Below are 12591 nucleotides of genomic sequence, written 5' to 3' on the forward strand. Positions count from 1 at the left end.
CCCAGCGCCGCACATGCGTGGTGCAGGGCATGTGAACACCCTCATATGGGACAACAAACAACGCCCCAAAGATTGTAACCCCCTACTTCGTGTGCGGGATACCCAGCACGTCGAGCGCGTTGGCCATAATGGACTGGAACGGCACCGCAGCGGCATCTGAGCCGCTCGGCGTTCCGTCGAGCGTGATATAGCACAGCACCTTGGGCGATTGTGCCGGTGCAAAGCCCATAAAGGACGACATGTAGTTCTCCTTGAGGTAGCCGCCGTTCTCGTCGGCACGTTCGGCCGTACCGGTCTTACCCGCCACGTCATAGCCGTCAACCGCGCCGCCAACGCCCGTTCCCTCGGACACGACCGTCTGCATGCACGATGTCACCTGGGATGCGGCGTCCTCCGAAATCGCGCGCTCGCCTTCACCCCAGTCCTTCTCGTCGCCTTTGCTGGACTTATAGAAGTGCGGTGTCATCATCACGCCGCCGTTGGCGATGCCGCCCACGGCACGTGCGATCTCAATCGGCGAGACGGACAGTGCCTGTCCAAAGCTCATCGAGCCCAGCGTGGCGCCGTCATACTGATCACGCTCCTTGACGATACCCAGACTCTCTCCCGGAAAATCGACACCCGAGCTGTGACCGATGCCCCACTTGTCCACATAGGCGGCAAAGTCGTCGGCACCGATCTTGCGCCCCACCAGGACAAAGCCCACGTTGGACGAACGGCGCATCATCTCGCGCACATCCATGGTCATGGCATAGTCGCGCTTGTCGGCATCGGTGACGGTATCGTCGCCCACCTTGATGCTCGCCGGCACCTCAAACGACGTACTCGATCGCACGACGCCCAAGTCGAAGCCGGCGCCCGCCACGAGCGTCTTAAAGACCGAGCCGGGCTCGTAGGCGTCGGTGACCAGGCGCAGATTCATATCCTCGGTCTTGGCATTCTCCAGATCGGTCTGGTCGTAGGTCGGGTACGAGCAGGCTGCCAAAATCTCGCCTGTCGTAGGATCGGTGACCAGCGCCGAGCCGTTCTTGGCCTTAGTCTTCTCAACTGCCTCTGCCAGGGCATCCTCGGCCGCACGCTGGATATTGACGTCGAGCGTCGTCACGATATCAACGCCGTCGACCGCAGCCACCTTTTTATAGGCACCGCCCGCGATATAGCTGCCGTCCCTCGCGCGCTCGCGTACGAGAGAACCGTTCGTGCCGGTCAGAAGCTTGTTGTATTGCTTTTCGAGACCCGTCAAGCCGTCGTTGTCTACATTCACTACACCCAGCACCTGCGATGCCAGATTGCCGTATGGATATACGCGCTTCATGGCCTGCTCAAAAAGCACGCCGGGCAGGTTCTTCTTCTCCAGCGCCGCAACATCGTCTTCGTCCACCTGGCGCTTGATATACACCCAGGTTCCATCGGACTCAACGAGCTTGCGGCAGGTCTTTTTATCGATTCCAGTTGCCTTGACCAGCGCCGACACCGTCTTGTCAACATCCTCGACAAGCTGCGGGTTCACGGCGATGTTGCGACATTCGACCGACGACGCCAACACGTTGCCGTTGCGGTCGTAGATGGTGCCGCGTTTGGCATAGAGGGTCTGCGCAAGCAGGCGGCGCGCATCGGCACGCTCGCGCAGTTTATCGGCTTCGACAATTTGATAGTCGGCAAGGCGAAAGACGCCCAAGCCCAAGCCAAGCCCGATGAAGCCCATGACGGCTTTGCGGCGAGGCAGAGGCGCGCCTGTGAGCCATTCGGTCGACGAACTCTTGCGCGACCTGGTGTTATGCACTTGAGGGCCGCCCGAGCCGCGAAGTCGCGACGCCGGGTCGTTGCCACGGGACTGCCCGGCGTTGTAAGATTGCCGACCCGTTCCTTGATAACCAGAACGTCCCCGCGACGAGGGACGTCCAGAACCGCGGCCCCCATCGGAACCGCGGCGATAGTCATTTGTCATACTCAGCTACCGTCTTGCTACTGAGCGGTCGCGGTCGCGTTGGCGCCCGCGGCTGCATCCTGCGAAAAGTCAAGTGTAACGCTCTCGCTGGGCTCCACCATGCCATAAGCGCCCGCAAGGTCGCGAATGCGCGTGTCGGCACCATAGACCGAATGCATGACCTCCAGGTCGGAGCTCTCATCGGTCGCTTTTTCGAGCGTGTTGGTAAGCTCGGCGTTGCTGTTGAGCACCTGGGCCGTAACGCCGGCGAGCGCCACGCGGGCGACGCCGATCGTCATGAAGATAGCCGCAATGATGCAAAACGTTTTAAGAACGCTCATGAAAACCGGGCTTACCGCCTGGTTTGCCTGACGGCCCGCGCCCGTGTAGACATCAAAGCGCGGCGTGCGCTGCTCACGGGGAGCAACGGGGGCCTGCGGCGTCTCACGATAGGCGGGCATGGCGTTCATATCATAGGCGAGTGCTGCGCTTGAAGTGTTGTAGCCCATGATATGCCGCCTCCCATCCCGAGTACGTTGGTAGTGTGTTTAAGCTTCGTTTATGGTGCGAGCGGGAGGTCCAATATCGCACGGTCGCGCCTACAGACGCTGCGCCACGCGGATTTTGGCTGATCTCGCCCGAGGGTTGCGCTCAACCTCATCAGGCTGGGCAACCAAGGGTTTGCGGGTGATGACCTTGAGTATCGGCACGTTGCCGCACACGCACACCGGAATCTCCGGCGGACACGTGCACCCCTGGCTCATCTCCTTAAAGTGGTTCTTTACGATACGGTCCTCGAGCGAGTGATACGAGATGACGCAGATACGTCCGCCCGGGTTGAGCCACCTGGTGGCGGCATCAAGCCCTCGTTCGAGCACATCGAGCTCGTGATTGACCTCGATGCGAATGGCCTGGAAACTTTTCTTGGCCGGGTGTCCGCCATGCCGACGAGCGGCAGCCGGGATACCCGCCTTGATGATCTCGACAAATTGGCCGGTGGTTTCGATCGGTTCTTGCTCGCGGCGGCGCACGATCTCGCGCGCGATCTGCGAGGCGAACTTCTCTTCGCCGTAGACGCGTAGAATCCGGGCGAGGTCGTGTTCGTTATAGGTGTTGATGACCTCAGCTGCGTTTAAGGTGTTATTACCCGGATCCATCCGCATGTCCAATGGGGCGTCCTCGTTATACGAAAAGCCCCTGCCAGGGATATCGAGTTGCGGCGACGAAACGCCCAAATCGAACAGGAAGCCATCGACCCCGGGCACCTCGGCCGAGCAAAGTAGCTCGTCCAAGTCGCCGAAGTTGCCCTTCAGCAGCTGGTGCGGAACGCCGGGAACCTCGCGGTCCAGACGGGCGCCAGCGGCCTCGAGGGCCATGTCGTCCTGATCGACGCCGAGCAAAAGGCCCGTCTCCCCCACCTGCGCGGCCATCTTTACCGAATGGCCGGCACCGCCAAGGGTGCAATCGCAGACAACGGAGCCGCTCTTTAGCCGCAGCGACTCAAGCACTTCGCCGAGCATGACAGGTTCATGCCGATATTCTTGTGTCAAGATCCCACGCTCCATCCGTTACCCGTGCCTTGCCCTTACGAGAAGAAGAGGTCCAGCAGGGCCTCATCGTCATCGTCCTCATCGGCCGCGGCGCGATCCCAAACCTCAAGGTGGTCGTAGTTGCCCACAACCGTGACCTCGCGGTCGAGGTTCGCCTGCTTGCGGAGAGACTCGGAAAGACCGATACGACCGGCGCTGTCCACGTCCATCGACGTGGTGCGCTTGTTGATCGCCCTCATGAGCTTCTGGTCATTAATGTCACGCGGGTTAAAACCCTCGTGGCCCTCACGACCCGCGAAGAGTCCTTCGACCCACTTATCGAAGGCCTCGGCAGAGAACACGTACAGAGCATCGACATCCAGGGCTTTGAACACGCGAACGTGCTCTCCAAGCTCCTCGCGAAGGGGTGCAGGCAGGGACAGACGACCTTTTGCATCGAGATTGCGCTCGTATGCACCAGTCATTCCCATGTGCGCCCTCCCCTCGGTTACTCAGATGGCACGTACGCGGGGAACCACCCCGCTTGTCGACGTCATTAATAATATGGGGAACCGCCCCATTTTTCAACACCTTTCCCCACCCCTTCCCCCACCCCGCCCCACTACTCCACTCACCATATATTGCAAAACACCCCCAAGCATATGTTCGAAAACACAATATGTTGTGTTTACAGCAACGGCGGGATGCCACCTGTAGAACCACGCCCGCGAACCTCAACCTTCAAGTTGACCTTGAGGCGATTTTTACGTCCCTTTACACGCCGTTCACATCGCCCCCAAACTCCCCCGCCCACGGTACACACGGCCCACCACCGCGTCGGTGTCTGGCAAAAAATGGGACGGGCCCCAGATTGCCCATGCGCGCAAAAGTGCGTATCGGCAATCTGGGGCCCGTCCCATTTAATATTTATAAATATGCAGGTCAGCGAGGTGCTAGCGATGTGCTAGCGGATGCGCCGCCAGATAGACCTCGGTCAGTTGCGTTCGGTCGACATGCGTGTAGACCTGCGTGGTCGAAATATCGGCATGGCCCAAAATCTCCTGCAGCACACGCAGGTCGGCACCGCCCGCGAGCATGTGGGTGGCAAAGGAGTGGCGCAAGGTATGGGGATGGAGCCCCACCAGTCCCACCTGGCGCCCGTAGCGCTCACAGATGGCATGGATGCCCTGGCGCGACAGACGGCGGCCGTTCTTATTTAAAAAGACCGCCGAGGTCTCGGTTCCGCGGGCATGGGCCGCCAAGCGAGAACGCCCCTCAGTTACATAAAGCGTCAGAGCTCGCGCCGCGCTTCCTACCAGCGGGGACAGGCGTTCCTTCGAGCCCTTACCACGAACGAGCACAAAGCCATCGTCGATATGGATATCGCCCACATCGAGCCCCACCAACTCGCTCACACGCAAACCGCATCCGTAGAGCACTTCCAAGATGGCATGGTCGCGCAAGCCCATCTCGCCCTCGGGGAAGTCTTGATCGAGCAGCGCCGAGACATCCTCCACCGATAGATACTCCGGCAAACGCTCAGCCTTTTTAGGCAGGCGCAACGCCGCCGTTGGATTTTGGGCCACAGCCCCATCGCGCACCAAAAAGGCATGTAGGCCCTTCACGGCCGCAAGCGCACGCTCCACCGAGGCATCGGAATAGCCCCCATCGCGACGGTCGGCGACAAAGCCCTCCACGACCTGACGGGTCACCTCTTCAAAAGACACAATACCCGCCCGCTCCAGATAGGCGCAGTACGTCGTCAGGTCACGACGATAGGCCGCAATCGTGTTGCGCGCCAAACCCCGCTCGACCGCGAGGTAATCGAGATACTCCCCCGCCGCCACGGCGAGCGACGAGGGAGTAGCTTCGGTATGTTCCTTATTCGCCGGCACCCTTAGTCCGTAGCGAGGTTCATGGGCGTCACCTGCAGACGGTCGACACCCTCGTGCTGGCCGATCGAAGCGCGCACGAACTCGCGGAACAGCGGCTGCGGGTTGGTCGGGCGGCTCTTGAACTCGGGATGAGCCTGGGTTGCCACATACCACGGATGCACGTCGCGCGGCAGCTCGACCATCTCGACCAGGCGCTCGTCGGGCGACAGACCCGAGATAACCAAGCCGGCGTCCTCGAGCTGGTCACGGAAGGCGTTGTTGAACTCAAAGCGATGACGGTGACGCTCGTAGACGAGCTCCTCGCCATATGCCTCGCGAGCAAGGGTATCGGCGGCGAGCTTGCACGGATAGGCGCCCAGGCGCATGGTGCCGCCCTTCTCGGTCACGTCCTCCTGCGAGCTCATCAGATCGATGACACTATACGGCCCATCCGGATCGAACTCGGAGGAGCTGGCACCGGCAAGGCCAACGACATTGCGGGCAAACTCGCACACGGCGACCTGCATACCCAGGCAAATGCCCAGATACGGAATCTTGTGCTCACGGGCAAACTCGGCCGCGAGGATTTTGCCCTCCAGGGCGCGCTTGCCAAAGCCGCCGGGGACCAGGATGCCCGAGGCGTCGCCCAGAACCTCGGAGACATTCTGCTCGTCGAGACTCTCGCCGTCGACCAGCTGGACGTCCACATGGCGATCGTAGAAGACGCCCGCATGGTGCAGGGCCTCGATAACCGACAGGTACGCATCGGGCAGCTGCGTGTACTTACCCACGACGGCGATCTTCACCTTGTCGGTGTGATGGTTGGCGTGATTCTGTTTGCGCAGGAACTCGTTCCACTCGCTCATGTCGCGCTCACGCGGATCCAGACCCAGGCGCTCGCAAATGCGCAGGTCAAAGTCCTGCTCGGCAAGCAGCTGCGGAACATCGTAAATGCTCGCGCAGTCCTCGTTGGTAAAGACGCAATCGGTGTCGACGTCGCAGAAGCTTGCGATCTTTCCGCGGATAGCGTCATCGATATGGTGGTCGGAGCGCAGCACGATGATATCGGGCTGGATGCCAAAGCTGCGGAGCTCCTTGACGGAATGCTGCGTGGGCTTGGTCTTGACCTCGTGGGCGGCGGCGATATAGGGAACGAGCGACACGTGAATGTAGCAGACGTTCTCGGGGCCGGCCTCCTTGCGGTACTGGCGGATGGCCTCGACAAACGGCTGCGACTCGATGTCGCCGATCGTGCCGCCCAGCTCGGTGATGACTACATCGGAGCCGGTCTGCTCCTCGATGCGGCGGAACTTGTCCTTAATGGCGTTGGTGACGTGGGGAATCACCTGCACGGTACCGCCCAAAAAGTCGCCGCGACGCTCACGGGCGATCAGGCTTTTGTAGATGGCGCCGGTCGTAAAGTTGGAATCGCGGGTCAGGTTCTCATCAATAAAGCGCTCGTAATGACCCAGGTCCAGGTCGGACTCGTAACCATCCTCGGTAACGAAGACCTCACCATGCTGGAACGGGCTCATGGTACCGGGGTCGACGTTCAGATACGGGTCGGCCTTCTGCATCGTTACTTTGTAGCCACGCGACTTGAGCAGACGGCCCAGCGAGGCCGCGGTGATACCCTTGCCCAGAGACGAAACCACGCCACCGGTTACGAACACATGCTTGGTCATATTGAGTTACCTGCGCTTCCCGTAGAAGTTGTTTATCCACATCTTACGGGTCTTCATTGTAATACTCGCGCCGCGGACCGTTCGCAATTTTTCTCGCGTGAGATTGCATTTCTCAATCTTGAAACAAAACGCCGCCCGGTTTCCCAGGCGGCGTCGCTATGGCAAGGGTTACATGCTGCTATCGATCAGCAACCTCGTCCTCAAGCATTTCTTGAACGAGCATGCCGGTACGGACGCCCTCAAGATACCACTCGCCACGTTCGGTGAGGCAAATGCCATTTGCAAGCTGACCGCCGTCGTCGCTATAACGCGAGACGACATCAATCATGCCTTCGGAATCCAAGCGATCGATTGCGGCGCGGGCACGATACGGCGAAACCCCCACGCGCTCGGCAAGCGTTTTGCGCGAGAAACCATACGGCCCGCCATTGTCTTCAGTTTGCTGGTCGATCTCCATCAACACCAGCACCTCGACACGCTTCATATCGTTGACACTCGCACGACCCTTGCCCGCCATAGCAGCCTCCTCAAACCGAGCACGAGCATCTAACGCGCCGTGCGCGACCGACACACCTCACGATGGCAGGTAATATCCATCATGCGGCATCCCGCTAAGGATGAAACAGTTACGGTTATTGTATACCGCTCAAATTGTTTCTAGGCAGGTAAACAGCTATTTTTCGCCGAAATAGGCGCTTTATTGATCAAAAAGCCGTACCGGGCGCTAACCCGATACGGCCAAAATGCAATGCAATTACCGCGGTGCTTCAAACTTAGCGATGGAAGAAACCGCGGCGCTCAAACTTGGGCTCGCAGCACACGTTGATACCCAGTTTGCGCAGTACCGTCTCGTCCGTCGGCGAGATAATCACGCTAAAGAAGGCATCGCAACCGCGCAGCTGCTCCAGGCCCGAAAGGACGCGAGCGGCCGTCTCACTCGTGGCCGAGGTGATCGACAGCGCCATAAGCGTCTCGTCGGTGTGGAGGCGCGGGTTTTTGCTGCCCAGGAAATGCGTCTTGAGCTTGCTGATGGGCTCGATCGCCTCATCGCTAATGACCTCGAGCTCAAGGTCGACGCCCGAGACATGCTTGAGGGCGTTCATAATGAGCGAACTTGCGGCGCCCAGGCGCGTGGAGGTCTTACCGGTCACCACGGAGCCATCGGGCATGACCATGGCACCCACGGGACCACCCGTCAGCTGCTCCCTGGTGAGGGCCGCTGAGCGCGCCGGTGAGTAGTTCTTATCGATGCCGGCTTTCTTCATAATAATCTTGAGACGGTCGACTTGCTCATCGCCCACGCCGGTACGGCGCACATTTTCGACCGCGGTAAAGTAGCGGCGGACGATCTCCATCTTGGAAGCGTCGCGGCAGGCATCGTCATCGGTGATGGCAAAGCCGACCATATTGACGCCCATGTCCGTAGGGCTCTGGTAGGGGCTCTTGCCCAGGATCTTTTCCATCAGGGCACGGACTACCGGGAAGGCCTCGACGTCGCGGTTGTAGTTGACCGTGGTCTTGTTGTAGGCCTCAAGGTGGAACGAATCGATGATATTGGCGTCGTCGAGGTCAGCCGTGGCGGCCTCGTAGGCAATATTGACCGGATGCGTCAGAGGAAGATTCCAGACCGGGAAGGTCTCGAATTTAGCATAGCCGGCGGCCGTGCCATGCTTGTGCTCGTGATAGAGCTGAGACAGGCAGGTGGCAAGCTTGCCCGAGCCAGGACCGGGGGCAGTGACCACGACGAGCGGTCGGGTGGTCTCGACAAACTCGTTCTTGCCGTAGCCATCGTCGGACACGATCAGATCGACATCGTGCGGATACCCCTCGATGGGATAGTGCAGCTTGGCGGGAATACCGAGCGCGTTCAGGCGGTTGCGGAACACATCGGCAGCAGGCTGGCCGGCGTACTGGGTGATGACCACAGCCGCGACGGCAAAGCCGTTGCCGCGGAACAGGTCAACCAGGCGCAGCACATCCTCGTCATAGGTAATACCGAGGTCACCACGAGCCTTGTTTTTCTCGATGTGGTTCGCGTTGATTGCGATGATAACCTCGACATCGTCGGCGATGCTCTTGAGCATGCGGAACTTGCTGTCCGGTTCAAAACCCGGTAGCACGCGGCTCGCATGATAGTCATCGAACAGCTTACCGCCAAACTCCAAATAGAGCTTGCCACCAAACTGCGAGATGCGCTCCTTAATGTGAGCAGCCTGCAGCTCGATATACTTCGCGTTGTCGAAACCCTGGCGCATATATGGCTCCCGTCCCGTTTCCATTTAATGTTCTAGGCGATTATAACGGAGCCCGCCCTCCCCGATACCCAGACCATCAACAGGCACCAACCAAACACGCCCACCGCAACCACCGGGGACCCGGGGTAGATCATTTGGGACGGGAAACAAGGCACTCAGCACCAACAATGAAAACGTCACAGGCAGAGCCAAAGCCAGCGAACGGGCACCAGAGTAGGCAAAGCGCCCTCTGCACCAACAATGGCAGCGCCGCAGGTGGAGCAAAAGTCAGCGAAAGCCCGCCAGAGCGAGCAAGGTGACGTGAAAGAGGAGGGCATAGGCCTTTTGGCCATGCCCGACGATTGAACGTCAGATTGCCGCTCTGGCGGGCTTGCAGCGTCGAGTGGTTCCGGCGTTTGGTAAAACGCCGGAACACAAGAGCGCCCCCTCCCGCGCACGGAACGGAAGGGGGCTAAAGGTAGGAGTCTACCGGTGGGTTGACCCCACCGGACAGACGATGACCAGGTGATCCTTTACAGGATCGTCAAGGTTTCCGTGGGGTACCCGTTGGGTACTTAGATCAACACGCAGGCGACGGTCAGGATGACGGCGCAGACGACGGAGAGCGCGACGATGAGCTTAAGGGCAAACTTGAGCCAGGTCGTCCACTCGATCTTGGCCAGGGCGAGACCGCCCATGATGGCGCCGGAGGTCGGGGTGAACAGGTTCACGACACCGATGGCGGCGGAGAAGATCATGACCATGACCTCGGGCGAGAAGCCGAGCTTAACAGCCAGCGGTCCCATGATGGGCATGGAGACGGTGGCCATACCGGAGGTCGAGGGGATCAGGAAGGACAGGCCGAAGTAAACCAGGAAGCTCATGGGAGCGAAGATCACGCCGGACAGGCCAGCCAGGGCATTGGCGGCAGCGTCGAGGACGAAGACGTCGAGGCCGGTGTTAGCCATGAGGACGGAGATACCACGGGCGAGGGCGATGACGAGAACAACGGACATCATGTCGGCAGCGCCGGTGATAAAGGTGTTAACGATCTGCTTCTCGGACAGGCCACCGATGATACCGATCAGGATAGCCATGAGGAAGAACCAGGTGGAAGCCTCGTCGAAGTACCACTGGCCAATGGGCAGGCCAGTGATCAGGGCAGACCAGCCCTGGACGACGGCGTTACCGTCGGCGTCGTAGACAGCGCCAGCGTCGAAGAAGTTGGCGACGCCCTCGTTGAGGTCGGCCAGCGGAATGAAGCCGACGATCATGACGACGAAGGTGAAGGCGAAGGCGATCAGAACACCCTTCTGACGACCGGTGAGCTTGACCTCCTTGTGGACCTCGGAAGCAGCCTTGCCGTGAGCCTCTTCGGCATCCTTGAGCTCCTGCATCGACAGGATGGTGGAACCCTTGTCAGCCTTGACCTTCTTGGCATAGTTCATCACGAAGACGATGGACATAGCGGTAGTGACAATCCACAGGACGGCACCGAGGCCGATGATGATGGACTGATTCACGGCAATGTCAACGCCGGTCAGAGCGTCAACGGCAGCGCCGACGGCGAACGGGTTAACCGTGGAGCCCAGGCAGCCGCAGCCAGCGCCGAGCAGGACGGTAGCGGCGCCGACCATCGGGTCGAAGCCGGCAGCCATCATGGTAGCGGCGAGCAGGGCGTAGAAGGGAACGGTCTCCTCGCACATACCATAGGTGGTACCACCGAGGGAGAAGATGAGCATCAGCACGGGAATGAGCATGATCTCGTTGCCCTTAAGCTTCTGCACCAGGACGGCGATGCCGTTGTCCAGAGCGCCGGTCTCGGTCATCATACCGAGGAAGCCGCCCAGGATCATAACGAAGAGGCAGACGGGCAGAGCGTCAGCGAAGCCCTTAATCGGGGCGGTGCAGAAATCGCTCAGACGGGCGGCAGTAACCGCGCCGCCGGACGTGCCGGAGACGATAACGGTAACAACTGCAACAATTGCCAGCAGAGCTAGAAGAATGGTGAACGATGAAGGCATACCGCGCTTTTTCTTAGCGGTCTCAGTCATGGTTCTCATCCCCCCTTCATAAATCATTTAACTTTCTCGCGCGAAGCGGATTTTCCGTGCCGTGCCCACCGCCCGACGCAAGATATTTACCAGACAAAACTGCTCGGGGTGAGCAGCAATACACCCCGAGCGAGATGCTAGATGCTCTTACTTGAGCGTGGCGTACATGACAGCCTTGATGGTGTGCATGCGGTTCTCGGCCTCGTCGAAGACCTTGGAAGCGGGGCTCTCGAAGACCTCGTCGGTGACCTCCTGCTCGGTGATGCCGAACTGCTCGCACTTCTCGGCGCCAATCGTAGTGTTGGTGTCGTGGAAGCTGGGCAGGCAGTGCAGGAAGATGGCACCCGGGTTGGCCATAGCCATGACCTCGGAAGTAACACGATACGGGGTGAGCTGAGCGATGCGCTCGGCCCAGACCTCGTCGGGCTCGCCCATGGAGACCCACACGTCGGTGTAGATAACGTCGGCACCGGTGACGCCGTCCTTGACGTCGGTGGTCAGCTTGATGGTGCAGCCGTTGGCCTCGGCGATGGGCTTGCAGGCCTCGATGACGTCGTCGGCGGGCATGCACTCCTCGGGGCCGCAGGCCACGAAATTCATGCCGAGCTTGGAGCAGACGACCATGAGGGAGCGAGCAACGTTGTTCTTGCAGTCGCCCATGAAAACGAGAGTCTTGCCCTTGATGTCGTAGTTGAAGTTCTCCTGGACGGTCAGGATGTCGGCGAGCATCTGGGTGGGATGCCACTCAGTGGTCAGGCCGTTCCACACGGGCACGCCGGACTTAGCAGCGAGCTCCTCGACATCGTCCTGGGCAAAGCCACGGAACTCGATGCCGTCATACATGCGGCCGAGAACGCGGGCGGTGTCCTCGATGGACTCCTTCTTGCCCATCTGCGACGAACCCGGATCGAGGTAGGTGACGCCCATGCCCAGATCCATGCCGCCGACCTCAAAGGCGCAGCGGGTACGAGTGGAGGTCTTCTGGAAGAGCAGAACGATGTTCTTGCCCTCGAGATAGCGGTGCGGAACGCCAGCGCGCTTCATGTCCTTGAAGTTCTTGGAGAGCTTGAGCAGGTACTCGATCTCCTCGGTGGAGAGGTCGAGAAGCTTGAGGAAGCTACGGCCGGAGAGGTTAACACCCATGGTTCGATTCCTTTCGAAGAAATGAATTACGTAAGTATTAGTGTTGCCCGTTTAACGGGCGAAGCCGGTGCGGTTGTAGGGGGACCGCACCGGAAACGGAAAGACTTAGAGGTCCTCGCGCCAGAAGGGCATGCTCATGCAGCGC

The 12591-nt window shown here is 59.9% G+C and carries 10 protein-coding genes; all 10 read right to left on the minus strand.

The genetic code is table 11. The features are described from left to right. Positions 1 to 82 precede the first annotated feature (82 nt). The 10 genes from DWY51_RS04450 to argF all read right to left on the minus strand — a co-directional run bounded on the left by DWY51_RS04450 (position 83) and on the right by argF (position 12446). Positions 83 to 1705, minus strand: a complete 1623-nt coding sequence (locus tag DWY51_RS04450) for a penicillin-binding protein 2 (protein WP_055309809.1) — start codon at positions 1703 to 1705, stop codon at positions 83 to 85. A 260-nt stretch (positions 1706 to 1965) separates the two neighbouring features. Next, the gene (locus DWY51_RS04455; RefSeq protein WP_022094483.1) at positions 1966 to 2436 is read right to left on the minus strand and encodes a hypothetical protein; all 471 of its coding nucleotides are present in this window, start codon (positions 2434 to 2436) and stop codon (positions 1966 to 1968) included. Between the two features lie 90 nt (positions 2437 to 2526). Further along, positions 2527 to 3492, minus strand: a complete 966-nt coding sequence (gene rsmH, locus DWY51_RS04460; protein WP_006234266.1) for a 16S rRNA (cytosine(1402)-N(4))-methyltransferase RsmH — start codon at positions 3490 to 3492, stop codon at positions 2527 to 2529. A 20-nt stretch (positions 3493 to 3512) separates the two neighbouring features. Then, positions 3513 to 3947, minus strand: a complete 435-nt coding sequence (locus DWY51_RS04465; RefSeq protein WP_006234269.1) for a division/cell wall cluster transcriptional repressor MraZ — start codon at positions 3945 to 3947, stop codon at positions 3513 to 3515. A gap of 462 nt (positions 3948 to 4409) precedes the next feature. Continuing rightward, complete coding sequence (xerD, locus tag DWY51_RS04470; RefSeq protein ID WP_171025140.1) at positions 4410 to 5351, minus strand: site-specific tyrosine recombinase XerD; 942 nt, start codon at positions 5349 to 5351, stop codon at positions 4410 to 4412. Positions 5352 to 5353: 2 nt separating this feature from the next. Further along, complete coding sequence (locus tag DWY51_RS04475; RefSeq protein WP_117770006.1) at positions 5354 to 7015, minus strand: CTP synthase; 1662 nt, start codon at positions 7013 to 7015, stop codon at positions 5354 to 5356. A 178-nt stretch (positions 7016 to 7193) separates the two neighbouring features. Then, complete coding sequence (locus tag DWY51_RS04480; RefSeq protein ID WP_040358312.1) at positions 7194 to 7532, minus strand: hypothetical protein; 339 nt, start codon at positions 7530 to 7532, stop codon at positions 7194 to 7196. Positions 7533 to 7788: 256 nt separating this feature from the next. After that, positions 7789 to 9270, minus strand: coding sequence for a DUF1846 domain-containing protein (locus DWY51_RS04485; protein WP_006234276.1), 1482 nt, complete (start codon positions 9268 to 9270; stop codon positions 7789 to 7791). Positions 9271 to 9824: 554 nt separating this feature from the next. Continuing rightward, entirely contained in the window at positions 9825 to 11312 is a 1488-nt protein-coding gene (locus tag DWY51_RS04490; protein ID WP_369831649.1) for a YfcC family protein, read from the minus strand. A 138-nt stretch (positions 11313 to 11450) separates the two neighbouring features. After that, positions 11451 to 12446, minus strand: a complete 996-nt coding sequence (argF, locus tag DWY51_RS04495; protein WP_099431521.1) for an ornithine carbamoyltransferase — start codon at positions 12444 to 12446, stop codon at positions 11451 to 11453. Positions 12447 to 12591: the final 145 nt, after the last annotated feature.

Source organism: Collinsella sp. AF25-2LB (assembly GCF_003458415.1).
In the GTDB taxonomy this organism is placed as follows: Bacteria; Actinomycetota; Coriobacteriia; order Coriobacteriales; family Coriobacteriaceae; genus Collinsella.

Bases quoted from the DNA above. Each gene is read 5' to 3' on its own strand.
- DWY51_RS04450 (WP_055309809.1), bottom strand. From the start codon at position 1,705: ATGGGCTTCATCGGGCTTGGCTTGGGCTTGGGCGTCTTTCGCCTTGCC.
- DWY51_RS04455 (WP_022094483.1), bottom strand. From the start codon at position 2,436: ATGGGCTACAACACTTCAAGCGCAGCACTCGCCTATGATATGAACGCC.
- rsmH (WP_006234266.1), bottom strand. From the start codon at position 3,492: ATGGAGCGTGGGATCTTGACACAAGAATATCGGCATGAACCTGTCATG.
- DWY51_RS04465 (WP_006234269.1), bottom strand. From the start codon at position 3,947: ATGGGAATGACTGGTGCATACGAGCGCAATCTCGATGCAAAAGGTCGT.
- DWY51_RS04475 (WP_117770006.1), bottom strand. From the start codon at position 7,015: ATGACCAAGCATGTGTTCGTAACCGGTGGCGTGGTTTCGTCTCTGGGC.
- DWY51_RS04480 (WP_040358312.1), bottom strand. From the start codon at position 7,532: ATGGCGGGCAAGGGTCGTGCGAGTGTCAACGATATGAAGCGTGTCGAG.
- DWY51_RS04485 (WP_006234276.1), bottom strand. From the start codon at position 9,270: ATGCGCCAGGGTTTCGACAACGCGAAGTATATCGAGCTGCAGGCTGCT.
- DWY51_RS04490 (WP_369831649.1), bottom strand. From the start codon at position 11,312: ATGAGAACCATGACTGAGACCGCTAAGAAAAAGCGCGGTATGCCTTCA.
- argF (WP_099431521.1), bottom strand. From the start codon at position 12,446: ATGGGTGTTAACCTCTCCGGCCGTAGCTTCCTCAAGCTTCTCGACCTC.